Below are 23,239 nucleotides of genomic sequence, written 5' to 3'. Positions count from 1 at the left end.
GGACACGTGCTTAGTTAGCCGTCGGTTCTTCCAGGCCATACTTCTTAAGGATAGCGGCGTATTCACCGCTCTTTTTCGTCTCCTCGAAGGCCTTTTGCACGGCCTGGAAGGTTTCGTCGTTACCTTTCTTGACGAAGATGCCCAGCGTTTGCTGATAGATCGGGTGTTCGGTGGTGATCACTACGCGGCCATTGGTCTTTTCCGCGATCATTTTTGCGGCGCCAGCGATTTCAACCTGGGCCTGAATGTTTTTGGACAACAGGGCCTGGGTCACTTCAGGCGCCGAGGGGTACTCGCTGACGGTGATGGCGCCTTTGTTGTTCGGCACGCAGTAGTTATCGGAGAGCTTCCTGAATTCCTTGACCCAGGTAGTGCCCTGTTCCAGACCCAGTTTCAAGCCGCACAGGTCTTCAGGTTTTTTCGCATTGATCTCGCTGCCCTTGGGTACCATGACCGCGGCACCGGTGTTGGCATAGGCGATGGTCTGGGCCTGAGTCTGGCGCTCCGGTGTGATGTACATGCCGGAAATGACCGCATCGTACTTGCCGGAGTTCAGGCCCAGGATCAGGCTCGGGAACTTGGTGTCGACGAACTCCACCTTGGCGTTCATGTGCCTGGCCAGGGCTGTTGCCAGTTCCGGGTCCGAGCCGACCACGTTTTTGTCCTTGTCATAGGACTCGAAGGGCGGGTAGGTGACTTCCATGCCGACCTTGAACGTGTCTGGTGCGGCCATGCCCGACGAGGCACCGAGCATACCGGCTGCCAATACAGCCAAGCTCAACAGGTTTTTTTTATTGTTTTTCATTTTTTACTGACTCCGGCGTAGGTAAGGGGTAACTGAAAACTTCAATCAGGACGGTTGAACCTGATTTTTCAAATGTCCGAAACTGGCGGGCTTGCGTGCCTTGCCTGGCAGTTGAACGTCCCCATTGGCCACCCTCTGGCGCAGATACTGATAGGTCTGCAGTGCCTGGCCATACATGTGTTCGCCGATCGTGATTTCCTCGTAGTCGTTGCCTGCCTGGGCGAACCCGGGCAGCGGTTTGATTTGGGTGTGATAGTCGCAGGCATAAAACAGTGGAAAGGAATAACGCTCCTCCTTCACGCTCCGCACCCGGTGCGCAGTGGCAACGAATGCGCCTGCCGTCATCACTTCCAGCATGTCGCCGATGTTGACCACGAAGGCATCGGCAATCGGTGGTGCATCGATCCATTGTCCAAGGTTGTTCATCACCTCAAGGCCTGGTTTGTCGGCCAAGAGGATGGTGAAGCACTCGTAATCAGTATGGGCGCCAAGACCCGGTGCGTCATGGGCGGCACCGTCGAAGGGGTAGTGGATCAGGCGCAGCTTGGACGGTGGACGGGTGACCAGGCTGTCGAAATAGTTTTCTTCCAGGCCCAGGGCCAGGGCGAAACCGCCAAACAAACGTCGGCCCAAGGCGAAGATCGCTTCATAGTAGGCCTGGACCGACTCCTTGAAATTCGGCAGATGTGGCCAGTCGTTGGGTCCCAACAATGGGGTTTTGGCCAGCACCAGAGGGTCATCGGCCGGGACTTCGAAGCCGACGTCGAAGGCTTCCTTGTGGTCCGGCTTGCCCTTGGAGTAGACCTCTTCACCTTCAGGTACAAAACCCTTGTGGGTTTTCGAGGTGCCGATGTAGTGCTGCATCTTGGTGTCGACGGGCTGGTCGAAAAAGTCCTTGGCAGCCTTGCGCAGGTTGGTGATCAGTTGCGGGTCGACACCGTGATCGGTGATATAGAGGAACCCGACTTCGCTGGCGGCGCGACCCAATTGTTCGGCTACGACCAAGCGGTGTTCCAGTTCAAAGCTGAAAAGACCGGCGATATTGACCACTGGGATGTTCTGGAAGTTGGCTGTCTGTGTGTCAGTGCTAACGCTGTTATTTTTATTGTCAGGCATGACGCATCGGCTCCCTAAGAGTGGCTTGAGTGGCTGAAACGGTAGAAGTGTTCACGCTCGGTCTTGCCCATCCACACGTTCAACGACCACAGATCGGCGACCGGTACATTGGTGAAAGGCAAATGATGGAGGTAGCCGTCGGCGCCGAATTCCGGGGTCAGGGTAGTGACTTGGTAACCGCGGGCTTGCTGCGAGCGCCAGATGCTTTCCCAGTGCTGCTGATGGAAGGCCAGTTCTTTTGCATATTCGGGAGCCGCCGGGTGCGGAACCTGCGGACCCTGGTCATAACCGACCCGGGCCTGGATATGGTGAACCCGCTCGATGAAGGCGCTCAGATCATCGGCCGGGTCATTCAACAGGCGCTCGCAGGTCACTATCCAATGGCTGATGTCACTGGTGAATAACAGATCGGGCAGTTGCCGGATCAACTCCAGGGTCACCCAAGGGTTGAACAGCGACCGCGAGCGGTGGGTTTCGAAACTGCAGACCTGACCGTGCTTGCGCGCCAGTTCCAGTGCCTGACCGAAGAACTCCACTTGTTGAGGCAAGGACCAGCGATCATTGCCCGCCAATACGTTGACGAAGCGTGGGTCGAGCTCGGCGGCCCAGGCGAGTTTCCGATCGAGGTCATTAAGGTGAACGGCAGGTGCCGCCGACTGGTCCGGCAGCACATCGTATGCGGTGAAGACGGTGCTGATATAACCCAGGCGATTGGCCTGGAGAAAGGCGGCGAACTCAGCCCGTTCACGCACGTCCAGTGGCAGACGTGCTTCCATTCCATCAAAACCCGCCTGCAGCAGCTCTTCAAGCGCCTGGGCCTTGCTGGCGGTGTAACCCCACAACGTGCGGAAAATTTCAAGCTTCATCGGCGATCCTCAAAACCCCTCAGGCCTACTGCAAAAGCACTTCGACAGCGCCAGTCGGCGATCAAGGGCCAGCAATGGCAGAGGATTTTTGAGCCGGGTCTCTGTCTGCTTGGTCCCACTAAGCGCTGCCGTGGCCAGTTCGCTGTGGAACCGATGTTAGGCATAGGCGGCGGGGTGAAAGAATCTGAAAGTTCAAATGAATACTTCAGACTTTTGTCAACAAATAGCTAGCTATTTATCGCGATTTCCAAGAGGGATTTTATCGGCGAGTAATTGGCTACGCTGGCTATTAGCGAGGGGGGCCATTGTTACGGCATCATTTTGAAGAGTCCTAAGCGACACCGGGGCGCTGATGGTTGGCTTCTGGCCGGTTGTTGCCTGTCGCGAAGTGTTGCAATCGACCTGAACCCGACGTTCTTGATGAGTTCGATTCTGCTCGTCCCTCATCGCGTACGAGCGTGGGTGCCAGCATTATCAAAGCGGATGCGAGTCGGCAGCGCGGCGTACCGGGAGATGAACCGGTCAACTGGAGCGATCCGTCCCTGAGCACCCGCGCCGTACGTGAGTACCTTGAAGCCCTCGATGAAGAGGCTTTGGCCGAAACGCTACCGAAGCGCCTGTCGCTGACGGATCCTCAGGCCCGCTGGACCGCTGCTCCAGGCGGCCCAGCTTTCTACGCTTACTCCACGAATTATCTGATCGATACCGAGCACGGCGTGATCATGGATGTGGAACCCACACCGGCTCATCGAACCGCAGAAGTCGAGAGCACCAAGACGATGATCGATCGGGTCGAAGCGCAGTTCGACATCAAGCCGGAACGCCTCATTGGCGACACCGCTTACGGTACAGCGCCGATGCTGGCCTGGATGGTGGAGGAAAAAGACATCGAACCGCACGTGCCGGTGTGGGACAAAACTGAGCGCAAGAACGACAGCTTTTCGAGTAACGATTTCCACTGGAATGAAGAGGCCGAGGAATACCGCTGCCCTGCCGGCAACGTATTGCGCAGCGAATGGCGAGCCTTCAAGAACGAGCGTTCGCACGTCACAAAAGCCAACACCATCATCTTCCGATCCAGACAGACCGACTGCGCGATATGTCCGATGAAAGCCAAGTGCTGCCCGAACACTTCGATTCGCAAGATCGTCCGCAGCGTCCATGAAACCGCTCGTGATGTGGCTCGACGCATCGCGGCAACGCCGGAGTACGTGCGCTCACGCAACGAACGGAAGAAGGTCGAAATGTTGTTCGCCCACCTCAAGCGCATCCTGAAACTGGATCGCTTGCGACTACGTGGCATGAGTGGCGCGACCGATGAGTTCACGCTGGCGGCTGCGGTACAGAACCTGCGTCGACTGGCCAAACTTACATCTCAAGGGCCACCTGCCACGGGATAGGTGCGCCTGCACGAAGCAAAAAACCTCAAATTAACCCAATAACAGAGCAGCAAAGGTCAACGAAGGGCCGAGAAACCACTCAATGTGGTGAGTAGGTTCTCCGGTGGTAGCCGTGCCTGAGTTCAGGCGAACTGAAAATCCGACTTTTTCAACAGAATCGGCCATTAGCGGACACCCGGGAACGTCTGCTCACCGCCCCAAGCTCCGGGAGCGACAGTCAGTTTGGGTCGAAGAGCTCCGGTCGTTTCGTGTTGCAACCGAACTCAAGAGGACCAGCATTGATTTCATTCAATGCGCGCAGTCAGGGAACAAATCAGATTGGTCGCAGGGGCAAGCGCGTGTGCTCGGCCATACGCCTGCGTGATGGTCGGAATGTCAGGCAGATAAGGTCACTTCTTCCTGGGGTCATCCGCGGGATTGAGAAAATTGATACCCCACGGGCCGGTCCCATGGATCTGCACGACAGTTTCTTCTTGGGTGAATACATACATCGGCATACCAACAGGCATGATCGTGATACCGCCCGGCGTGTAGGCCCTGGCTTTGGCGGGGTCAAATTTATCGCCGACTCCTAGGTGAAAAGTGCCGGAAATTACGGTGACACGTTCCACTACCGGGTGAGTATGGACACCTATTTTAGAGTTGGCAGGTAGCTTGAGCCGAAAGGTAAAGGGATCTGCAGATTTCAGGTCGCCTTCAATGACTACGATTTGGGCGCCAGGCGCGACCGATGGCGCATCAGACCATTTGAGATCGGAAGGTAGAACTGATATGTGGCCCGCCATCGGTTGCTCAGCGCTCGACACGGGTAACGTCATGAATGCGGCGAGTGTGAACGCGCTTGACGCCACAAAGACTCTTAATCTGTACATTTTCTGCTCCTTTCGAACGTAACAAATGTTGCTCAGGGCCATCACCATTTATTAAAGCTACCCTGGGCCCATAAGCAAGGTGGCCTATTGTTAAAGCCGCGGCCGTTAGGGACGTCGGCGTACGCATCCGGCCATCTACGGCAGCTATGGGTCCAGGCTGTGTGAAAACGCATGCATCGTTTTGAAGTCTGCGTTGCTACGTAAAATCTCTCGGCGTTTGGATACTCAGCAGACCTAAGATTTACGTAGGAACGCGATTTTCGTTGCGCTTCTGACCATAGAATATTTTCTAAAGCGTTTTCACACAGCCTGGGCCAGAAGCAATGGGATGGACTCCTCCTCACTTCGGCATCTTGAGTGCCAGACTGAAGGTGCGAACCACAGTCAATAGTGAGAAGGAGTCCACTCATGAAGCTTATGCGCATTGGGGTCGACCTGGCGAAGAACGTGTTTCAGATTCACGGCGTGGATCGTCATGAGCAGCCCACCTGGCGGCAGCGTTTACCTCGCGATCGCTGGCTTCAAACGGTGCTGGAGAAGATCGAGCCCGGCTGTGAGATCGGCATGGAAAGTTGTAGCGGTGCGCACCATTGGGCGCGGCAGCTACAGGCACGCGGATTTCAGGTGAGGCTGATCGCGCCTCAGTTCGTCAAACCGTACGTCAAGAGCAACAAGAACGACGCCAACGATGCCGAGGCAATCTGTGAGGCGATGAGCCGCCCCAGCATGCGCTTCGTCGCCGTCAAGACCATCGAACAACAGGATATCCAAGCGACGCATCGCATCCGGGCCGGCTTAATCGAACAGCGGACGGCCAAAGCCAATCAGATTCGTGGGCTGATCGCCGAGTACGGCCTCGTTGCGCCGAAGGAATTACTGATGCTGCGTCGCGCAATACCGTGCTGGCTAGAAGATGCCGATAACGGTTTGACGGCACGCTTTCGTCGTCTGCTGAACGGCTTGTGGGAAGACCTGCGCGCACTTGATGTGCGCGTGAGTGAACAAGATAGCGAGATATCAGCGATCGCGGCAAGTGACCCAGCGGCCGCCCGTCTGCAACAGCTGCGTGGCGTCGGCCCGATGATTGCCACCGCACTTGTTGCGGCCATCGGTGACGCCAGTCAGTTTGCCAATGGCGACAACTGGCCGCCTCGCTAGGGTTGACGCCAAAGCAACACAGCTCTGGCGGCAAGGATCGTTCATGTCGGCGGCCTGGAAAGCACTTCCGATGTCCGTTATGGCCGTGACTCTTTAGCGTAGTCCCGAACTAAGTGCCCCCACCATAACTTTTGGCTTCACCCGACGAGGATCATGAAATAAAGTTCTGGGTTATGCATAACGCTAGCTCTGAGAGATTGAGTCCGTGCAGGGTGTCAAGGGGGGCGGTAGCACGGTATGAAGAACCGCGTCCCTCTCCAGAACCAGCCACTCGGCCACCGACTATCTGGACATACCACACCTTCCATGCGGACTTGGCCGTTTACAGGAACAGACCGAAGAATGTGCCGAAAACAAGGAGATTTTTCTCGACACTGATTCCTGACGCTATGCTCCGAGCCTTCATACATGTTTTTATCCGCAAAGGATCTGTCCAATGGCTAAATTTTCATGGCCAGCCTATCCCTCGTCAGAGCCTGAATTCGAAAAGCTCATGGTCGCTATTGATAAAGCGTTAGCAACTCAAGGCTTGACTCCTGTTCAAAGGCCACTTCACGTTGGTCGCTTATTCTGGGAGGCCTTTGGTTGGGGCGGTCGTATGACCCCGCCTGACGAGCTGGCGGACCAGCCAGGTTACCAAAGCGATATCCTGATGGCCAAGGCTCATCGTTGGTACACACAAACTCTTGGTAATCGGTTGAAATCCTATTCCGAGCTAGGATACGTACCGGCTCGGCTTGCCCAGACCATTTGGCGAGTTCGGATAGCTGGCTGGTATGGTTCCGTGGAATTTTTTCTACATAGAAATTTGCTAAATAAAGGATCAAGCAAAGGGAGCCAATCAAGCCAACCAAGCATGAACATACTTACACTCGTCGAAGATTTACCCCAAGGACTGGTGGATCGACTTACTGACGATGAACTAAAAGCTCATTTCATGTACCACATGTTCGCTGTAGAAAATATCCAGTGGCTGGATAATCTTCCCCGCACAAATATGCTGAGCGTTGCGAAAGGTGATTATGCAGGCTCCACTCAGGAACTACTCGCACACCGTTATCCTCAATCTCGATGGGCAGCACAGCAATGTGTCGAAAAAACACTGAAAGGTTTTTTGGACCTAGCCGGCATAGCTTATTCCAAGAGAGGGAAAGATGGTCACAACCTCAGCAAGCTGGCGCAATTTCTTCATGATGAACAAGGCATTTCGATAAATTCACACCTGATCGATATGGCTCACTGCTCCACCGGTGCGAGATACCAAGATGAGCCATCCACGGAAGATCAGGCTTTCCAAGCCAACGTGGCCGCACTTCATATATTCGACACACTGAGGAAAAGCCCAGAAATCGTTAGATTGCTGGAAAATCACTATACAAAAAATCCAATTTGTTAAATTTCCGTCCAATAACAGAAGCGTACGGTTGGAGTGAAGATATAAATCCGTCCCCTTTTCGTCCCCAACCAGAGTGTGCAATCACAGTACTGTGCAGATTGTCTTCGGCGAGGCCTTCTCTGGTCGGCGCACGTTGCTAGCGTGAGGTTTTGATTTCCAGCACTTCGGTGTAGGTGGCGTCGACCGTCTGACCGACCTTGAGGTTCTTCATGCGGGCCTGGAGCTCGGGGTCCTCGACCTTGACAACTTTCACTTTTCCTTCTGGAGGAAGCAAGGTCACTTCATGCTTTTTCAAGTCAATGTGGGTGATCTTCGACGTGACCTTGACCTGACGAAACGCCTCACCGCCCGGATTAGGGTTGGCCTTGTCGGCGCGGGTAATCGCTGATTTGGTGCTGACACCTCTATCGCTATTAACATCAGTGTCGAGCGTGTAGGCAACCGAGCGGGTAACATATATATCGACCTTATCGCCGACCTTCAGGTTGTGCAGGGCCTTGGCCTGGTCGGTGAGCTGGATGGGTACCTGGCTTTGGTCGGGACCTTCCACAGTGACCTGATAGTTCGCAGCATCGACAGCCAGTACGTGCGTAATGATATGACTCTCCAGAGCAGTACTGCCCAGCGGCACATCGGCTGCATGGGCCGCAAAGCTGGCGGTGGACATGAGTGAGGCGAGGGCAACAGCGGGAGCAAAAGACCGGATCGGTTTCATAGACCTGCTTTCCATGTGATGGCCGAAGGAGCAACGCAGTGAGCGCGTTGCTCCCGCGAAAGCATAGTCGGCTTCGAGGGCATCTGCCGCCCGCGCGGTTTTGAGTTCACTGACCGCTAGCCACTTGGTAGCAAAAGTCTTCACCCTTCGGATCGGCGTGCCAACGGTAGTGACCTAAAGCGACTTAATGTTGTGTTGGATCTCCAGCATCCTGAACGTCACTTTTCCGCCCTCGGTGGGATAGCCGGTGTTGTCCTGCACATACGCACCCGCTTTGAAATACAGTGGTTTGGTCTTCCAGCTCGGGTCGATGGTGGTTCTCCAGTTGTATCCTGCTGCGCTGATGCCCAGCGCGCCCTTCGGGCTGAGGTGGAGCTGGTAGGAAAAGTTGCGGTCGAGCGGCACCCCCGTCGCAATTGTAATGACCTGGCCCTCTTCATCGTCGGGGCGCATGCGCACCTTGGCGACAATGTTTCCCGTCGAAGCCGACTTTTTGTATTGGTATTCCAGCTTCACCATGGGGCTGTTGCTGTCCTTGTTGTGAATCTGACCAATCACGATCTTGCCGGTGCTGGGCACCTGATTGACGGTCAGACTCGCCCGCAGAATGTTATCCGCCGCTGAATACTGCCAGTTGCGCAGCCTTCCATCGCTATAGGTTTCCCGCAACTCGCTGCGCGGGTAAATAGCGTTGGCCGTCCTGGAGCCGGTTACAGGTGCCCAGAAGGAAAGGGTAGCGGCTTCAGAACTGAAATACTGGCCCTTGAAGCCTTGCGCCAGTCGAGGCGTTTCTATGGTAGCCGGTGGGCTGCCTTCAGGGATGCTTAAATTCCAGGTGGCGAGGTCGATCATGTCAATAATCCTGTATGCGGGGAATGTTGCGGCCACAGTTGCGCTCGAACCGACGCTATTGAGCTGTGTCAATTGGGTCTGCTGATCAGGAAATCGGTATGGCGGTAGATTGACGTCAAATGATCGTCGAGGTGGTTATTGCAGGCTTTGTGCCTGTGGGGGTTACCGTTGGTCGGCTATTTTGGAGGTTGATGGAACTAATTCGCGTTGCCTGGCAACTGCAGCGAAGGGACCTAAGCCATCAGCGGTGGACGGGTCGGCTAGGATGAGTGCATGCACTGGACGAAGAACACGCTCAAAAGCCGGTTCTGAATAACCGGCGCGCCGCGCCATAAAGACAGGAGACCGCTCAAGAGCCACCGAAGCAATTTTCCATACGGAAACAAGACGCCGAGATCGATATCGAGGGCTTGGCCTATGTCCCTGACAGTGGTTACCTCTGGGTGGTGGGCTCCCATAGCCTGAAGCGAAAGAAGGCCGAGGCTGGCACTCCTGCACGGAAGAATATCAAGCGCCTGTCGACAGTCGAGGCGAAGGGCAATCGCTTCCTGCTGGCGCGCATCCCTGTGGTACGGCAGAACGACGGCTATGCACTCGCTGAAATGCGGTCCCAACTGAAGGGACCGCTGTACAGCCTGCATCGTCGACGCGTTCGCTTCAAGCGGGTGGATCGATCTGATCCAGCATCCGGTTTGCCGTGATTTCCGCCAGCATGATGCTGTTGGAAATACCCAGCAGGGCACTGCGCGATCCGCCGTCCAGATGATCCACCAGGTGATGAACCATCACATCGACCGAGGCCAGCGTCTCGACCAGATAAACCGCCAGGGTTTCAGTCGTGGCCTGCGTGTCGACGGTAAACAGGGTGCTGGGAGTGCGCGCAGTAGCTTTGATGTCGGCAGTCGAGGGGAAGTGGAAGTCGAGTGCGCGTTAGGCGGCTTTGTTGAGTCTGTTTGAATCGGGTTCGTATGGGGATACCGGATCGGTGTCCGGCGGGTTTGGTGAAGGCTTTATCATTCACTAGGTCCTTACATGGAGCGCCACCACTCTTGCTGCTAAACGAAAGTGGAGGCAGCTGTATGCAGGTTAGCAGACCGGGAACCTAGCAAACCGGCGCGCCCGAAGGCGCCCTGCGCACAGCTACCATCAAGTGCAGGCATGGTGATGCCTGGCTGAAAGAGCTTGTGCACTTCACTAGGAAACTACGGGCTGCTAAACCCGATCACTGATGGGCAGTGACGCGAATCAAGTTACCGAGCGGCCCCAAGGCGCACAAGCCGGCGGATTCTGGCGTAACCGTAGGCAACGGCGCAAGGTCTTGTAGCTTTCAGGAAGCAATCAGCAGGACGCTTAAACACGCGCCTTTCGCGGATGTTTAATTTGAATGAACGGAACATTTCCGCACACCTGATTTCTGCATTCAACCGGCGTCATTTGGCAGGTGTCCGACGTGCTGCCGGAACGTCTTAAATTCCTGGACACGTCTGACTGAAAGCTGTTGGGCCGATAGCTGGCCTTCGTGAGAGGCCGCTTGCGACCCAGGCTGTGTGAAAACGCCAGTGATTGTCTAACCTTCTGATCGTCTAGATCGTATCGGGGGCGATCATGAAGCGATTCATTGAAGGTGAGGCTCGGACGCAAGTGACGCTGCTGCCAGAGTGCCTGGACGATTACGTAGCCGAAGAAAATCCAGTGCGCGTGGTCGATGTTTTCGTCGATGAACTCGACTTGGGCGCACTTGGTTTTGAGGGCGTCGATCCTGCCGCAACTGGTCGTCCGGCCTATCACCCAGCGGTGTTGCTGAAGATCTATATCTACGGCTACCTCAATCGGATTCAGTCCAGCCGCCGGCTTGAGCGTGAGGCCGAGCGCAACGTCGAGTTGATGTGGCTCACGGGGCGTTTGGCTCCTGACTTCAAAACCATTGCCGACTTTCGCAAAGACAACGGCAAAGCCATTCGCAGCGTCTGCCGGCAATTCGTAGTGCTTTGCCGCAACCTCAATCTCTTCTCCCAGTCGATCATCGCCATCGACGGCAGCAAATTCAAAGCCGTGAACAACCGCGACCGTAACTTCACCCAGGGCAAAGTGAAGGCACGCATGCAGCAGATCGAGCAGAGCATTGATCGATATCTGGCAGCGATGGATTCGGCGGATCGGGCAACGCCGGAAGTGGCCGAGGCCAAAGCAGAGCGGCTGAAAGAAAAGATAGAAACACTGAAAAAGCAGATGCAAAAACTCAAGGAAATCGAGGCGCAGCTTCACGAAAGTCCAGACCAGCAAATCTCCCTCACCGATCCAGATGCACGCTCAATGGCCACGAGCGGCCGAGGCACCGGAACGGTTGGCTACAACGTACAAACGGCAGTCGACGACAAGCACCATCTGATCATTGCCCATGAGCTGACCAACGTTGGTAATGACCGTGGGCAACTGAGCAATATGGCGAACCAGGCGCGTGAAGAGATCGGCGCTGAGTCGCTGACGGTGGTGGCCGACCGAGGCTATTACAAAGGTCTGGAAATCCTTGCTTGCGAGCAAGCCGGCATCACTACCTTCGTACCGAAACCCCTGACATCGGGCAGCAAAGCCGAAGGCCGATTTGGTAAGCAGGACTTCATCTATCTTGCGGCGTCGGACGAGTATCGATGCCCTGCGGGACAGTTACTGACCCGGCGGCATTCGTCGATGGAAGATGGCATGTTATTGCATTGTTACTACTTCTCGGGCTGCCAGTCCTGCGCATTGCACAAGCAATGTACGACGGGTAAGGAGCGCCGTGTGAAGCGCTGGGAATATGAGGCGGTAATCGACGCGATGCAGGTTCGGCTGGAGCATGACCCGGGGAAGATGAAGGTTCGCCGCCAGACTGTTGAGCATCCTTTTGGAATGCTCAAATATTGGATGGGAGCCACCCACTTCCTGACCAAAACACTTCCGCGGGTAAGTACCGAAATGAGCCTTCATGTGCTCGCCTACAACCTCAAACGAATGATGAGCATCTTGGGCATCGCAGGACTGATTGAGGCGATCAGGGCGTGAATCCAGCCACTTGGCTCGCCAGTTAGTAGCCGTTTGGGCCGCTGACGCGGCCCAAACGGCATTACGAGCATCTATGTAGCTGACTAGGGCAATTCGCGCTTCCGTCTGCTGGTTTCGCAGACAACGCCCGTCGTTCTCAACTTTCGACGTATTCAGTGCGTTTTCACACAGCCTGGACCCATAGCGGCCGGTCACGTGTCTACGAAATCAGGGGCGATTCAAAAAGCCCTGCTTTAGAATGGCCCCCCAGGTGAGCGTGGATCGCTTGTCAAGTATTCACTCAAAGGATGAACACGATGGGCCGCACCAACCATATCTGCCTGATGGCGATCTATAACGATTGGATGAACGCAAAGGTTTATGAGGCGGCCAGAAGTCTGACAGATGAAGAGCTGTCAGTGGATAGGAAAGCATTCTTTGGTTCTATTCTCGGGACGTTGAACCACCTGGTAGCCGGGGACACTATCTGGCTAAAGCGATTTGCCAAGCACCCAGCGAATCACTTGGCTCTGGAGCCGATTCGACAGTTCCCTGCCCCCCAAAGCCTCGACCAGTTACTGCTCTCAAATATCCGAGAACTTTCGGCACATCGCGTTTGGCTCGATCAGGTAATTGTCGAGTGGTCTCGCTCCATTACAGAGTCGGACTTAGATTACACCCTCAATTACACAAGCATGAAAGGAGCCCCCGCTGACAAGAGCTTTTATGGCTTGGTCATGCATTTCTTCAACCACCAGACTCATCACCGAGGACAAGTTACTACTTTGCTTTCACAAGGTGGTGTCGACGTAGGCGATACTGATCTGGTCGTCCTCATTCCTTCCGAGTCCCGCATATAATCTTAAAAACCAGCACTAGACCGGGCTTTTCACATCATGCCGGGTCGGTAAACCAGCGTGGCCATCTTAAATGACTACTGTGCCCTGAACGGACGCTAGGGGTGATCGGTTCATTCGTCAGTGACCGCTTCAGCCGATTGCTGACTGTCACGACGGCTGCTACCAGCCAAGAGCTGTCGCGGACGCATGCCTGCTAAAGTGGGGATTCGCAGGAAAGATGGTCTGTCGTTTCCTGCGATTATCTTGGGGGCGCGTGGTTCGGGACTACGCTAATGCCATGAGGATCGTCGATCAATTGTGACCCACTGTTCGCGCTGTCCCTGGAGCGCCCGATGCCGCCTGTCACCCCGCGCCTGATGTCGGTGTTTGTTCTTTGCCTGACGCTTGAAGTGCCAGCCCAGACCAACCTCTGCCCAGCTGGCGAGAAACCAGTGTGCCTGGACGGCTGCATCTGCCTGCCAGACCTGGGACCGCTGCTCGGCCCCCTGCCTGATGGCATCTTCCAGGTCGCAGCACCTGCCCTGGCGCTGTGGCTGACCCAAGCCCGCGCCGAAGCCGCCAACGCCGGCATCCAACCCATCCCACCGCACATCCGCGAGCAACTGCTGCGCTGGTACGACCCCGGCGTCCTCGATACCGCGCGCTACAAAGTCAGCGACAACGGTCAATTCAGCGCCGCCACGGCCATGCTGCAAAACCCCGATGTCGGTGCCGTGACGCTGATCGACATCATCCTCTTCCGGGACGCTCAAGCCGCAGAACAGGACATCGCGCTCTGGGCTCACGAACTCAAGCATGTGCAGCAGTATCAGGAATGGGGGGTAGAAGGATTTGCCCAGCGGTATACCCAGGATTTCAATGCTGTGGAGGCGCCGGCTTATGCCGTACAGGTTGAGGTCCGACGGTGGGTGCGGGAAGGGACTCACTGACGGGTAGCGAAGCTGCCTGTCAGCAAAGGCCACTTCCCAAAGCGGACACCAGTGGAAGCAGTATCCAGGACAGTGCTTGTCACATCCAGTCGCTGTCCTGGAACCTGTGACTAGCCCTGGATCGACCGGTCCTGCCAATCGCGCAACCATTTCAAACCCTCGCGGGTGTTGCCGCGTGGCCGGTACTCGCAACCCACCCAGCCGCTGTAACCCAGCTTATCAATCAGATTGAACAGGTAGGGGTAATTCAACTCATTGTGCATGTCCGGTTCGTGGCGATCCGGCACTCCGGCGATCTGGATATGCCCGATGCCGGCGAAATCCCGCCGCAGCTTCGTCGCCACGTCACCCTCAACGATCTGGCAATGGTAGACGTCGAACTGGACCTTGAGATTGGCCTTGCCGACGGCTTTGCAGATGGCTTGTGCCTGATGTTGGTGGTTGAGAAAAAACCCCGGAATGTCGCGGGTGTTGATCGGCTCCAGCAATACAGTGATGCCCACCTTGGCCGCTTCTGTCGCCGCGTGGCTGAGGTTTTCCAGGTAGGTCTCATGGTGTCTGGCACGGTCTGCTTCGCACGCCAGCAGTCCGGCCATCACGTGAATGCGGTCATTGCCCAGTACTGCGGCATATTCCAGGGCCTGGTCGAAACCGGCACGAAACTCGGATTCGCGGCCAGGCAGGGACACTGTGCCTTTTTCGCCTGCCGCCCTATTGCCGGGAGGTGCGTTGAACAGGGCCTGGACCAGGCCATTGTCATCGAGCCGTTGTTTCAATTGTTGCGCGCTGTAGTCGTAGGGGAACATGTATTCCACCGCTTGAAACCCATCGGCGGCGGCCGCGGCGAAACGGTCGAGAAAGTCGTGTTCCGGGTAGAGCATGCTGAGGTTGGCAGCGAAACGAGGCATGGAGACTCCTGAAATCAAAAAATCAATCGTACGGCCGAGGGGTTACCACTGAACAGCAAAAAACCGTGCAATTCATCCAGTGCCGCTCGGTCGAGCGGCGGCACCGGTTTATCCCGGCAGATACTCATTCATGAACTGCTTGATCACCTCGATGAAATCCTCATCCGCGGTGAACCCCAGATCCCGGGAGTAGGTGGCGCAAAAGGCCCCTGGCCACGAACCGACGATGCGCTCGATTGCGCGATTGCGCTCCAGGCGAATCCGTCCGGCCACTTCTGCGCCCGTGGTCTGACGCAGTGCATCGATCATCTGTTCGACGGTAATGGACAGGCCCGGCATATTGATCACACGACCCTGAGTCAATTGCTCGCTGGAGAGCTCATGACCATGGATCAGGTTGCGAATCGCCAGCGCTGGCGACATCAGCCAGAGCCGGGTATCGAGGGGCACCGGACACACGCTGTGCTGGCCGTTGAGCGGTTCGCGGATGATGCCGCTGGCAAAGCTGGAAGCAGCCAGGTTTGGTTTGCCCGGACGCACCACAATGGTCGGCATGCGCAGGCTGCGGCCATCGACGAATGCGCGCCGGCTGTAGTCGGCGAGCAGCAGGTCGTTCATGGCTTTTTGCGTGCCATAGGAACTCTGCGGCGCCCAGACATGATCATCCCCGACCCGTTCCGGCAGTTGCCCACCGAACACCGCGACGGAGCTGGTCATCACCCATTTCGGGCACGTGCCGAGCAGGCGAATGCGTTCGAGCAGGTTCTGGGTCGCGGTGAAGTTGATGCGCATGCCCAGTTCGAAGTCGCCTTCGGCCTGGCTGGACACCACCGCCGCCAGATGGAAGATGCTGTCAGTGGACGCATCGATCAGGCTGTCCAGCACTTCAGGGTCAGCGATATCGCCACACACCACCTTGACCCGAGGATCATCGATCCCCTCGAGCGCGAACATGTCGAAGGCGACGATTTGAGTAATGGGTCGAGTCTGGCCGGCACGGTCGGTGAGCGAGCCACGCAGCAGCAGGGCTTCGATCAGGCGGCGGCCGAGGAAGCCGGCTGCGCCGGTCACGAGAATATTCATGAGTTACTCCAACGTCAGTGGTTGACGAGTTTTCCGGGGATTCTGAAGACCAGCAGGGCGCCCAGGAACAGCGCGCTTGCCATCACATACATGCCGATCGTGGTGCTGTGGGTCGCGTCTTTGAGGAAACCCATCAAGTACGGAGAGACGAAGCCCGCCAGGTTGCCCCAGGAATTGATCAGGGCAATGCCGGCTGCCGCTGCCGTGCCTCCGAGGAAGGCGGTGGGCAGGCTCCAGAACAGCGGCAGGGTGCTCATGGCCCCCATGGACCCAAGGGTCAGGCCGATCATGGACACCGTGAAGTTGTCGCTCCAGGTGGCGGAGATGAACAAGCCGATACCGCCGAGCACGGCGGTCAACGCCAGGTGCCAGCGCCGCTCGCGCAGCCGATCGGCGCTGCGCGACACCAGGATCATGGTCAGTGCCGCTGCGGCATAAGGGATGGCGGTGAGCATGCCGACCTGCAAGACATCGCTGACCCCAGCCTGGCGGATCAGCGTCGGCAACCAGAAGCCCACGGTGTAGAAGCCGGCGATCATGCAGAAATAGATGGCCGTCAGCAGCCAGATGCGCGGCTGCAGGAACACCTCTTTGAGGCTGTGTTTTTGATGGCCAGCGGATTCGGCGTCGATGCGGGTCTGCAGCAGGGTTTTCTCTTCGCTGGTGAGCCAGCCGGCCTTGGAGATCCGGTCGCTGAGGCAAAAAATCACCAGGATCCCGACGGCGATCGAGGGCAGCCCTTCAAGGAAAAACAGCCATTGCCAGCCGGCAAACCCATGGTCACCGTTAAAGGCGCTCATGATCCAGCCGGACAAGGGCGCGCCAATCAGCCCGGACAGCGGCACTGCGGTGGCGAACAGGGCATACATCTTGCCGCGGCGATGGGTCGGGAACCAGTAGGACAGATAGAGGATGACACCCGGGTAGAACCCGGCTTCGGCCAGCCCCAGCAGGAAGCGCATGATGTAGAAGGACATTGGCGTATTCACCAGTGCCATAGCGGAGGAAATGATTCCCCAACTGATCATGATGCGCGCGATCCACAACCGCGCACCGACGCGATGCAGGATCAGGTTGCTGGGAATTTCCACCAGGAAGTACGCAATGAAGAAAATCCCTGCGCCAAGCCCATAGACAGCTTCGGAAAATTGCAGATCGTCGGACATCTGCAATTTGGCGAAACCCACGTTCACCCGATCCAGGTAGGCGACGAGGTAGCACAGCAACAACAGCGGCAGGATACGCCACGCGACCTTGCGATATGCCAGGTCCTCGAAGCGATCAGCGGGCACGCTGGCACCGGTTTGAATCACTGATTCAGTCATGTGTTTCCCCCATCCTTATTTTTGTAGTGGGTGACTTTGTTTTTATCGGATTACATGAACGGCGGTTTTTTATCATAATACGTCATACGAATTCAAGAGAGGAATGCCAGGGAGGACGGCGGGTCTAAAATGCAGTACCGTTCACCGATTTGAGCCCAGAGATGCCTATGCCCACGCCTGATAAATCTTCCTGTTCCGCCGATGCACTGGCTGTGCTGAAGGATTCCGCCAAGGGCACGCTGTCCGATCAGGTCACTGCGGCCCTCAAGGCATATATCGCCAATGGCGAAGCGCTGCCGGGTGCGCGCCTGCCCACGGAGCCGGTGCTTGCGGAGCGTTTCGGGGTCAGCAGGACGGTCATCCGCGAGGCGATTTCGCGCCTGAAGTCAGCCGGTCTGGTGGAGGTCCGCCAAGGCAGCGGTACCGTGGTCAGCGAAGGCGCGCACATCAAGGCGTTCACCATCGATCTGGATGTCTGCGGGTCGATCGAGGCGGTATTGCGCGTCACCGAATTACGGCGCGGTATCGAAGGGGAGGCCGCTGCACTGGCGGCGCAGCGACGCACGCCCGAGCAGCTGGAGGCCATCCACCAGGCGCTGAAGGCCATCGATGCCGCCGAGCAGGCAGGTCGCGATGGCGTCGAGGAAGACCTGGCGTTCCATCACTCCATTTCCAAAGCCACGGGCAATCCGCTGTACCCGTCGCTGCACGAATTCATCGCTCAATTCATCAAAGAGGCGATCCGCATCACGCGCTCCAACGAGGAACGCCGCCGGGACCTGGCCAAGACGGTGCGGGGCGAGCACTCCGCGGTGTACGCGGCCATCGCCGCACGCGACCCTGAAGGCGCGCGCCATGCGGCGCTCAACCACATCAATAATGCGGTTGAGCGGCTCAAGAGTGCCGATCCCTCGTTCTGGCAGAACCCGGGGGCGAGGACGTCATAGCGTGGTGCGGGTTTACGGGCGCCTGTATCCAGCTTCAGAGCAGCCGGGCGTACGGTCAATCGAACCGGCGGCGCGAACAAAATAACAAGGAGACGAAATGCCGTACCGAACAGGAAGGGAAGCGTTTATGCAAGGTGTCCGGGCGCTGATTCCATTGAGTCCCGGCGTCGTTCCTTTCGGCCTGTTGACCGGGGTCATGGCGATCGACATGGGCCTGTCGCCGGGCACGACCATGGGCATGACGCTGCTGTTCTACTCCGGATCCGCGCAGATGGTGGCACTGCAACTGCTCCATACGGGCATCGTGCCGTTGGCGATCGTGGTCACCGCGCTGGTCATCAACCTGCGCTTCATCATGTACAGCGCGTCACTGGCCCCCTCTCTGCATCACTTGCCCCGGCGCTGGACGTGGCCGTTGTCCTACATGCTTTCTGACCAGTCCTACGCGCTGTGCAGTCTCAAGCTTTCCTCAGGCGAACTGGGACCATTTGCTCACTACTACTATGCCGGCACCGCCGTTGCCATGTGGCTGTCCTGGCAATTGTCGGTATTGGCGGGCATCTACCTGGGCGCAAGCATCCCCGAGACCTGGTCATTGAGCTTTGCCATACCGCTTTCCTTCCTGGCGCTTCTGGTTCCCGGCCTACGTAGCGCGGCAACCCTGGGCGCCGCCACGGTCGGTGGGCTGCTCGCCGCGATCGCGGTCGATATGCCGTACAACCTTGGTCTGGTCACCGCTTCCATCGGCGGTGTCATGGCGGGTCTGCTGATCGAGAGTGTTCGCAAACGCCCATTGAGCGGGGCGTCGACCCCTGACGTCGAGAGGGAGACACCATGAGTGATTTAGCCTTGTGGGGACTGTTTCTGGCGGTCGGCCTGGGAACCTTCGCCATGCGTCTTTCCTTTGTCGAACTGTATGGCCGGTTGCGCATCCCGTCGGTGCTGAGACGGGCCTTGCTGTACGTACCGGCAAGTGTGCTGGCAGCCCTGGTGCTGCCCGCCGTGGTGTACCCCAATGGGCAGGGTGAATTCGTGTTGAGTAACCCCCAGATACCCGCGGCCATTATTGCGGCTTGGGTTGCCTGGCAGACTCGAAATACGATGCTGACGCTGGCGGTTGGGATGGGAGGGTTGTGGTTATTCAAGTTTATGGGGCTGTAGTGCGGCGCAACGGGTTGGTCAGCAGCTGCGCGGCTTGGTAATGATCCTGAAAAATAAATGACAAAAATATCAATATTGAAATTATCCTCAATATTGCATACCTTGACCCTGCCTGACGATGAGACCTGCGCGCCTCACGACTTCAATCACAACAAGGGCTCGAGATGAACAACAACAAGAAAGTTTCCCAATTGCCTCCCTCCGCCGTCGACGTGCTGGTCGTCGGAAACGGTCCGGTAGGTGCAACAATCGCGGCGCTGCTCGGCCGCTATGGAGTAACGACCCTGGTACTGGACAAGACCCATGAGGTCGTACTGATGCCTCGTGCCATTGCTCTGGACAACGAGGCGCTGCGCATCCTGCAACTCGCCGGTTTGTCGGAAGACGCTTTCGAGAAGATCGTTATCCCGGAAGTGAGGATGCACTCCCCGGTGCTCGGGCAATTCGGTCGAGCCAATACCGAGGGGTGCATCGACGGCCATCCGAAACTGGTGACGTTCTATCAACCCGACCTCGAACACGCGATGCGCAGCCAGGTCTCCCGACTGAAGTCAGTGACCAGTCTTGGTGGCTTCGAGCTTGAGAGTCTGGTCGAGGAGTCGGATGGCGTCGTCGCCTCCGTACGGGATCAGAATGGGCAATCGCATTCCGTTCGCGCCCAGTACCTGGTCGGTGCGGATGGCGCAAGCTCCAGGGTCAGGGCACTGATTGGCCAGGAGTTCGAAGGGCAGACCTATGCGGAGGATTGGCTGATTGTCGATGTCATGAACCGGCATAAGTCAGCGATTGATCACATTGAGTTCCTCTGTAATCCGCAGCGCCCAACGCCGCACATGCCCGCACCTGGCGGCAGGGAGCGTTGGGAGTTCATGCTGCAACCCGGTGAATCCCGGGAAGAGCTGCAAAGCCCGGAAAGCATAGCCCGGCTGATCGCGCCATGGATCGACCCGCAAGAGTTGCAAATCGAGCGCAAGGCGGTGTATCGATTCCACGCGCGTTGCTGCAACAGATTCAGCAAAGGACGCATCTTCCTCGCCGGCGACGCAGCGCACATCACCCCTCCTTTTGTCGGGCAAGGCCTCGTAGCGGGACTTCGAGATGGCGCCAACCTTTCGTGGAAACTGGCCTGGGTCCTTCGCGGCCATGCCGCGCCTGCAATACTCGATACCTATGACCTGGAGCGCCGCCCCCATGCCAAGGCGATGATCGATCTAGCGAAACTCATGGGCCGGATGGTGATGCCCAAGCACAAGATCGCAGCGTTCTTTATCCATGGTCTGATGCGCATGCTGGCGTTGACTCCCGCTACCAGGAAGTACTTCGAACAGTTGGACATCAAGCCGAAGAATACCTTCAAACAAGGCCTGTTCGTGCAGCATCGTCGGGGCGACAAGCTGGTACGTGGCAGCCTGTTTCCCCAAACCTGGATTCGCACCATGCAAAAGCAGATCAAACTGAGCGACGATGCTCTAGGAGACAACCTGACCCTGGTTGGATTCGGTGTTGACCCGTTGTCACTGCTAACCACTGATCAGATCGTTTCCTGGGAAAAAATGGGAGGCCACTTCCTGGAGGTCAGAACACGCGGCCAACGCTCCGGCGGCAGCTGTGACTTCATCGAAGACATGAACCATGACATCCTGCCGCTGGCCCCTAAAGGAACGCTCGTCGCGGTTCGTCCCGACCGAATCATCATGCACCACGTCCCTGGCGCAGAGGCAGGCAGTCTTCTTCGAGCCTGCCGGGACCTGCTGGCCAGCGAAGACGCCACTTCTGATAGCGTTTCCATTACCATCAGCGAACCCACCAGGTTACGAGCTTGATCATGCATTCCCCCATTCCTCCTTTAGAAGCGACTGCGCCACAACCTCTCACGCGAGGCCACAAGAAGCGTGAGCGCACCCGTCGCGGCCTGGTGGACGCGGCATTGCGTCTTGTCGCACGCAAGGAGGTGGGGGAGATCGCGTTGCTCGAGGTGGCCGCGGAAGCAGCGGTCTCCAACGGCACCATCTACAACTATTTTCGGACTCGCGATGAAGTACTCGAGGCGGTGGGCATCGCCATGGCCGCCGAGTTTTCTGACGCCATTTCCGCCATGAGTAGGGACGTGCACTGCGGCGCACAGCGGCTTTCGATCGGCGTGCGCATGTTTGTGTGCCAGGCCGCAGCCGACCACCAATGGGCGAATGCGCTACTGCGCATCATCCATTTCGACCAGGCAATGCGCTCGCGTTTGGCGGCCCATGTACTTGGCGATCTGCGTGAGGGGCTGCGTGCGGGCATTTTTGCTTACGTGGACGAAGGGGTCGCCCTGGACATCGTCTTATCATGCACAACCGGAGCAATGCGCTCAGTTGTCGAAGGGCGTGCAGTGGCGGAGCACGACCTGCGGGTCGCCGAAATGGTTCTCCAGGCTCTGGGCGTCACACCTGCCAGAGCCAGGAGAATCGCGGGCAAGCCGTTACCCGCCTGATCTGCTGTCATCCTTGATCGGCCAGGCTTGATCAATCCATCGCCGATAGCTCTTCGCCTGGCGACGAGACTTCAGTTGATTGCCGATCAATGCCATGAGTGGCGACGTCCCGGGTTTTGTCTGTTTCCCTTGGCTCAGCAAGCCAAGCTGCTTCTTGATCACCGATGCCACTGCCAGCGATGCCAGCGTCTTGTTCTTCCAGCGGACGACGATGGGCTCCACTTTGATGTCCCGACCTGCCATCCACTGCCTCGGCAGGGCTGGCTCGATCGCTAATGCAGTGGCAAGTCCGACCATCGACACCGAACCGCTCACCACTCGCTCCGCGACCTCCTTTCTACGCACTCCGCCAGTGACCATCAGCGGCATGCGCGCTATATCGCCTATTTTCTCTGCGAACTCGAGAAAGTAGGCTTCCCGGGCCAAGCGGCTGCCATCGCGGGTCTGTCCCTGCATAGCCGGGCTTTCGTAGCTGCCACCCGACAACTCGACCAGGTCGACCGCCTTGGCGTTTAGCATCTCCACTACGCGAGCAGCATCCGCGGCATCGAACCCGCCACGCTGAAAGTCGGCGGAATTAAGCTTCACGGCGACGCAAAAGATCGGTGCCACTCGCTGACGTATTGCGTCGATGGTTTGCAGGAGAATTTGCGTGCGGTTTTCCAGGCTGCCGCCCCAGCGGTCGTCACGCCGATTGGTCAAGGGCGAAAGGAATTGGCTGAATAGATAGCCATGCGCTGCATGAATCTCCACGCCAGTGAATCCGGCGCGCTCTGCCAACACCGCCGCTTGGGTATAGCGCTCAATCAGCTCTTCGATCTCCTGCTCATTCAAGGCCCTGGGCGGCACAAAAGCTTTTGAAAGTCCGGGGATATCGACCGCAACTGCGGAGGGGCCCCTTGCCGGTTGCCCCATTGAAGCCAATAGCTGCCGTCCGGGATGATTGATTTGCATCCAGGCCTGGGCCCCGCGACTGCGGCAGGCATCGGCCCATAGCTTGAATTTGCCCAGGTTGCGATCGTCCTCAAGCACTACGCCAGCGGGTCCGGTCAAGGCGTGGCGGTCAACCATCACGTTGCCAGTGATGATCAGACCAGCCCCACCCTCTGCCCAACGCCGATAGAGCTTAACCAGCGCTTCCCCTGGAGCGTGATCCTCATTGGCAAGGTTCTCCTCCATGGCAGCCTTGGCGATTCGGTTTGGAATTACCGTGCCGTTAGGCAATCGAAGCGGTTCGAAGAGCGTTGAGCCGGTCATGTTCTGTCCTTCAGCTAATGAAAATTCGGCCAGCCATCGCTAAGGGTCATACCGTTTGAGTATCGATGGGCCGGCTTGATGACCTGCCGAGAAGG

Annotated in this window: 22 protein-coding genes and 2 pseudogenes; 13 read left to right on the top strand and 11 right to left on the bottom strand. The window is 57.3% G+C overall.

The genetic code is table 11. The features are described 5' to 3' along the window. Positions 1-10 precede the first annotated feature (10 nt). The 3 genes from ACA067_RS20225 to ACA067_RS20215 are packed head-to-tail and all read right to left on the bottom strand — an operon-like array spanning position 11 to position 2,787. Positions 11-805 (bottom strand): ABC transporter substrate-binding protein, encoded by a 795-nt coding sequence (locus tag ACA067_RS20225; protein WP_497458185.1) that lies wholly within the window; start codon positions 803-805, stop codon positions 11-13. Between the two features lie 45 nt (positions 806-850). After that, positions 851-1,921, bottom strand: a complete 1,071-nt coding sequence (locus ACA067_RS20220; protein ID WP_497458184.1) for an isopenicillin N synthase family dioxygenase — start codon at positions 1,919-1,921, stop codon at positions 851-853. A gap of 14 nt (positions 1,922-1,935) precedes the next feature. After that, positions 1,936-2,787, bottom strand: a complete 852-nt coding sequence (locus tag ACA067_RS20215) for a sugar phosphate isomerase/epimerase family protein (protein ID WP_497458183.1) — start codon at positions 2,785-2,787, stop codon at positions 1,936-1,938. Between the two features lie 455 nt (positions 2,788-3,242). Between ACA067_RS20215 and ACA067_RS20210 the strand changes: the two are divergent. After that, positions 3,243-4,187 (top strand): annotated as a pseudogene (locus ACA067_RS20210) (transposase); the annotation flags it as partial. Positions 4,188-4,576: 389 nt separating this feature from the next. On the opposite strand, the gene ACA067_RS20205 reads toward ACA067_RS20210, so the two are convergent. Further along, the gene (locus ACA067_RS20205) at positions 4,577-5,059 is read right to left on the bottom strand and encodes a cupin domain-containing protein (RefSeq protein WP_497458182.1); all 483 of its coding nucleotides are present in this window, start codon (positions 5,057-5,059) and stop codon (positions 4,577-4,579) included. A gap of 408 nt (positions 5,060-5,467) precedes the next feature. Here ACA067_RS20205 and ACA067_RS20200 point away from each other — a divergent pair, with 408 nt between their 5' ends. The 3 genes from ACA067_RS20200 to ACA067_RS20190 all read left to right on the top strand — a co-directional run bounded on the left by ACA067_RS20200 (position 5,468) and on the right by ACA067_RS20190 (position 7,613). Then, positions 5,468-6,217 carry an IS110 family RNA-guided transposase gene (locus ACA067_RS20200; protein WP_497458181.1) on the top strand — a complete coding sequence of 250 codons (750 nt, stop codon included), beginning with the start codon at positions 5,468-5,470 and terminating at the stop codon, positions 6,215-6,217. Between the two features lie 2 nt (positions 6,218-6,219). Beyond that, on the top strand, positions 6,220-6,306 hold the full coding sequence (locus ACA067_RS20195; protein WP_497462814.1) for a hypothetical protein: 87 nt from the start codon (positions 6,220-6,222) through the stop codon (positions 6,304-6,306). Positions 6,307-6,653: 347 nt separating this feature from the next. Further along, positions 6,654-7,613, top strand: a complete 960-nt coding sequence (locus ACA067_RS20190) for a HEPN domain-containing protein (protein WP_497458180.1) — start codon at positions 6,654-6,656, stop codon at positions 7,611-7,613. Between the two features lie 136 nt (positions 7,614-7,749). On the opposite strand, the gene ACA067_RS20185 is transcribed toward ACA067_RS20190, so the two are convergent. Both ACA067_RS20185 and ACA067_RS20180 read right to left on the bottom strand, forming a co-directional pair. Next, positions 7,750-8,328: a hypothetical protein gene (locus ACA067_RS20185; protein WP_497458179.1), complete on the bottom strand. Its 579-nt coding sequence runs from the start codon at positions 8,326-8,328 to the stop codon at positions 7,750-7,752. A 174-nt stretch (positions 8,329-8,502) separates the two neighbouring features. Then, positions 8,503-9,180: a polysaccharide lyase family 7 protein gene (locus ACA067_RS20180; protein ID WP_497436275.1), complete on the bottom strand. Its 678-nt coding sequence runs from the start codon at positions 9,178-9,180 to the stop codon at positions 8,503-8,505. 374 nt (positions 9,181-9,554) lie between these two features. Here ACA067_RS20180 and ACA067_RS20175 point away from each other — a divergent pair, with 374 nt between their 5' ends. Further along, a complete protein-coding gene (locus tag ACA067_RS20175; RefSeq protein WP_497462813.1) occupies positions 9,555-9,881 on the top strand; it encodes a DUF3616 domain-containing protein in 327 nt (108 codons plus the stop codon). On the opposite strand, the pseudogene ACA067_RS20170 reads toward ACA067_RS20175, so the two are convergent. Next, positions 9,838-10,197, bottom strand: a pseudogene (locus ACA067_RS20170) (DUF6124 family protein). The gene ACA067_RS20175 and the pseudogene ACA067_RS20170 sit on opposite strands and share 44 nt — an antisense overlap. Before the next feature lie 588 nt (positions 10,198-10,785). On the opposite strand from ACA067_RS20170, the gene ACA067_RS20165 reads away from it, so the two are divergent. The 3 genes from ACA067_RS20165 (at position 10,786) to ACA067_RS20155 (ending at position 13,990) form a co-directional block, all read left to right on the top strand. Further along, complete coding sequence (locus ACA067_RS20165; RefSeq protein ID WP_497458178.1) at positions 10,786-12,222, top strand: IS1182 family transposase; 1,437 nt, start codon at positions 10,786-10,788, stop codon at positions 12,220-12,222. Between the two features lie 296 nt (positions 12,223-12,518). Continuing rightward, positions 12,519-13,061, top strand: coding sequence for a DinB family protein (locus tag ACA067_RS20160; RefSeq protein WP_497458177.1), 543 nt, complete (start codon positions 12,519-12,521; stop codon positions 13,059-13,061). A 332-nt stretch (positions 13,062-13,393) separates the two neighbouring features. After that, positions 13,394-13,990, top strand: coding sequence for an eCIS core domain-containing protein (locus ACA067_RS20155; RefSeq protein WP_497458176.1), 597 nt, complete (start codon positions 13,394-13,396; stop codon positions 13,988-13,990). A gap of 110 nt (positions 13,991-14,100) precedes the next feature. Here ACA067_RS20155 and otnI read toward each other — a convergent pair whose 3' ends face one another. The 3 genes from otnI to ACA067_RS20140 all read right to left on the bottom strand — a co-directional run bounded on the left by otnI (position 14,101) and on the right by ACA067_RS20140 (position 17,306). Next, positions 14,101-14,898 carry a 2-oxo-tetronate isomerase gene (gene otnI, locus ACA067_RS20150; RefSeq protein ID WP_497458175.1) on the bottom strand — a complete coding sequence of 266 codons (798 nt, stop codon included), beginning with the start codon at positions 14,896-14,898 and terminating at the stop codon, positions 14,101-14,103. A 108-nt stretch (positions 14,899-15,006) separates the two neighbouring features. Further along, positions 15,007-15,981, bottom strand: a complete 975-nt coding sequence (denD, locus tag ACA067_RS20145; RefSeq protein WP_497458174.1) for a D-erythronate dehydrogenase — start codon at positions 15,979-15,981, stop codon at positions 15,007-15,009. A 14-nt stretch (positions 15,982-15,995) separates the two neighbouring features. Further along, positions 15,996-17,306 carry an MFS transporter gene (locus ACA067_RS20140; protein WP_497458173.1) on the bottom strand — a complete coding sequence of 437 codons (1,311 nt, stop codon included), beginning with the start codon at positions 17,304-17,306 and terminating at the stop codon, positions 15,996-15,998. Positions 17,307-17,467: 161 nt separating this feature from the next. Here ACA067_RS20140 and ACA067_RS20135 point away from each other — a divergent pair, with 161 nt between their 5' ends. The 5 genes from ACA067_RS20135 (at position 17,468) to ACA067_RS20115 (ending at position 21,887) form a co-directional block, all read left to right on the top strand. After that, positions 17,468-18,253, top strand: a complete 786-nt coding sequence (locus ACA067_RS20135) for a FadR/GntR family transcriptional regulator (RefSeq protein WP_497458172.1) — start codon at positions 17,468-17,470, stop codon at positions 18,251-18,253. Positions 18,254-18,350: 97 nt separating this feature from the next. Further along, positions 18,351-19,091, top strand: coding sequence for an AzlC family ABC transporter permease (locus ACA067_RS20130; protein WP_497458171.1), 741 nt, complete (start codon positions 18,351-18,353; stop codon positions 19,089-19,091). Beyond that, positions 19,088-19,414 (top strand): AzlD domain-containing protein, encoded by a 327-nt coding sequence (locus tag ACA067_RS20125; RefSeq protein WP_497458170.1) that lies wholly within the window; start codon positions 19,088-19,090, stop codon positions 19,412-19,414. The genes ACA067_RS20130 and ACA067_RS20125 overlap by 4 nt, the downstream gene beginning before the upstream one ends. 164 nt (positions 19,415-19,578) lie before the next feature. Further along, the gene (mhpA, locus tag ACA067_RS20120; RefSeq protein WP_497458169.1) at positions 19,579-21,237 is read left to right on the top strand and encodes a bifunctional 3-(3-hydroxy-phenyl)propionate/3-hydroxycinnamic acid hydroxylase MhpA; all 1,659 of its coding nucleotides are present in this window, start codon (positions 19,579-19,581) and stop codon (positions 21,235-21,237) included. Positions 21,238-21,239: 2 nt separating this feature from the next. Beyond that, a complete protein-coding gene (locus ACA067_RS20115) occupies positions 21,240-21,887 on the top strand; it encodes a TetR/AcrR family transcriptional regulator (RefSeq protein ID WP_497458168.1) in 648 nt (215 codons plus the stop codon). On the opposite strand, the gene ACA067_RS20110 is transcribed toward ACA067_RS20115, so the two are convergent. Beyond that, positions 21,876-23,144 (bottom strand): NADH:flavin oxidoreductase/NADH oxidase family protein, encoded by a 1,269-nt coding sequence (locus ACA067_RS20110; protein ID WP_497458167.1) that lies wholly within the window; start codon positions 23,142-23,144, stop codon positions 21,876-21,878. The two genes, ACA067_RS20115 and ACA067_RS20110, sit on opposite strands and share 12 nt — an antisense overlap. Between the last annotated feature and the right edge of the window lie 95 nt (positions 23,145-23,239).

Source organism: Pseudomonas sp. LBUM1674, assembly GCF_059695635.1.
The sequence above is the reverse complement of the archived record's forward strand: the minus strand, read 5'-3'. Positions and strand labels throughout refer to the sequence as shown.

Bases quoted from the DNA above. Each gene is read 5' to 3' on its own strand.
- ACA067_RS20140 (WP_497458173.1), bottom strand. From the start codon at position 17,306: ATGACTGAATCAGTGATTCAAACCGGTGCCAGCGTGCCCGCTGATCGC.
- ACA067_RS20115 (WP_497458168.1), top strand. From the start codon at position 21,240: ATGCATTCCCCCATTCCTCCTTTAGAAGCGACTGCGCCACAACCTCTC.
- ACA067_RS20155 (WP_497458176.1), top strand. From the start codon at position 13,394: ATGCCGCCTGTCACCCCGCGCCTGATGTCGGTGTTTGTTCTTTGCCTG.
- denD (WP_497458174.1), bottom strand. From the start codon at position 15,981: ATGAATATTCTCGTGACCGGCGCAGCCGGCTTCCTCGGCCGCCGCCTG.
- otnI (WP_497458175.1), bottom strand. From the start codon at position 14,898: ATGCCTCGTTTCGCTGCCAACCTCAGCATGCTCTACCCGGAACACGAC.
- ACA067_RS20180 (WP_497436275.1), bottom strand. From the start codon at position 9,180: ATGATCGACCTCGCCACCTGGAATTTAAGCATCCCTGAAGGCAGCCCA.
- ACA067_RS20215 (WP_497458183.1), bottom strand. From the start codon at position 2,787: ATGAAGCTTGAAATTTTCCGCACGTTGTGGGGTTACACCGCCAGCAAG.
- ACA067_RS20205 (WP_497458182.1), bottom strand. From the start codon at position 5,059: ATGTACAGATTAAGAGTCTTTGTGGCGTCAAGCGCGTTCACACTCGCC.
- ACA067_RS20185 (WP_497458179.1), bottom strand. From the start codon at position 8,328: ATGAAACCGATCCGGTCTTTTGCTCCCGCTGTTGCCCTCGCCTCACTC.
- ACA067_RS20160 (WP_497458177.1), top strand. From the start codon at position 12,519: ATGGGCCGCACCAACCATATCTGCCTGATGGCGATCTATAACGATTGG.
- ACA067_RS20130 (WP_497458171.1), top strand. From the start codon at position 18,351: ATGCCGTACCGAACAGGAAGGGAAGCGTTTATGCAAGGTGTCCGGGCG.
- mhpA (WP_497458169.1), top strand. From the start codon at position 19,579: ATGAACAACAACAAGAAAGTTTCCCAATTGCCTCCCTCCGCCGTCGAC.
- ACA067_RS20200 (WP_497458181.1), top strand. From the start codon at position 5,468: ATGAAGCTTATGCGCATTGGGGTCGACCTGGCGAAGAACGTGTTTCAG.
- ACA067_RS20165 (WP_497458178.1), top strand. From the start codon at position 10,786: ATGAAGCGATTCATTGAAGGTGAGGCTCGGACGCAAGTGACGCTGCTG.
- ACA067_RS20220 (WP_497458184.1), bottom strand. From the start codon at position 1,921: ATGCCTGACAATAAAAATAACAGCGTTAGCACTGACACACAGACAGCC.
- ACA067_RS20135 (WP_497458172.1), top strand. From the start codon at position 17,468: ATGCCTATGCCCACGCCTGATAAATCTTCCTGTTCCGCCGATGCACTG.
- ACA067_RS20225 (WP_497458185.1), bottom strand. From the start codon at position 805: ATGAAAAACAATAAAAAAAACCTGTTGAGCTTGGCTGTATTGGCAGCC.
- ACA067_RS20125 (WP_497458170.1), top strand. From the start codon at position 19,088: ATGAGTGATTTAGCCTTGTGGGGACTGTTTCTGGCGGTCGGCCTGGGA.
- ACA067_RS20110 (WP_497458167.1), bottom strand. From the start codon at position 23,144: ATGACCGGCTCAACGCTCTTCGAACCGCTTCGATTGCCTAACGGCACG.
- ACA067_RS20190 (WP_497458180.1), top strand. From the start codon at position 6,654: ATGGCTAAATTTTCATGGCCAGCCTATCCCTCGTCAGAGCCTGAATTC.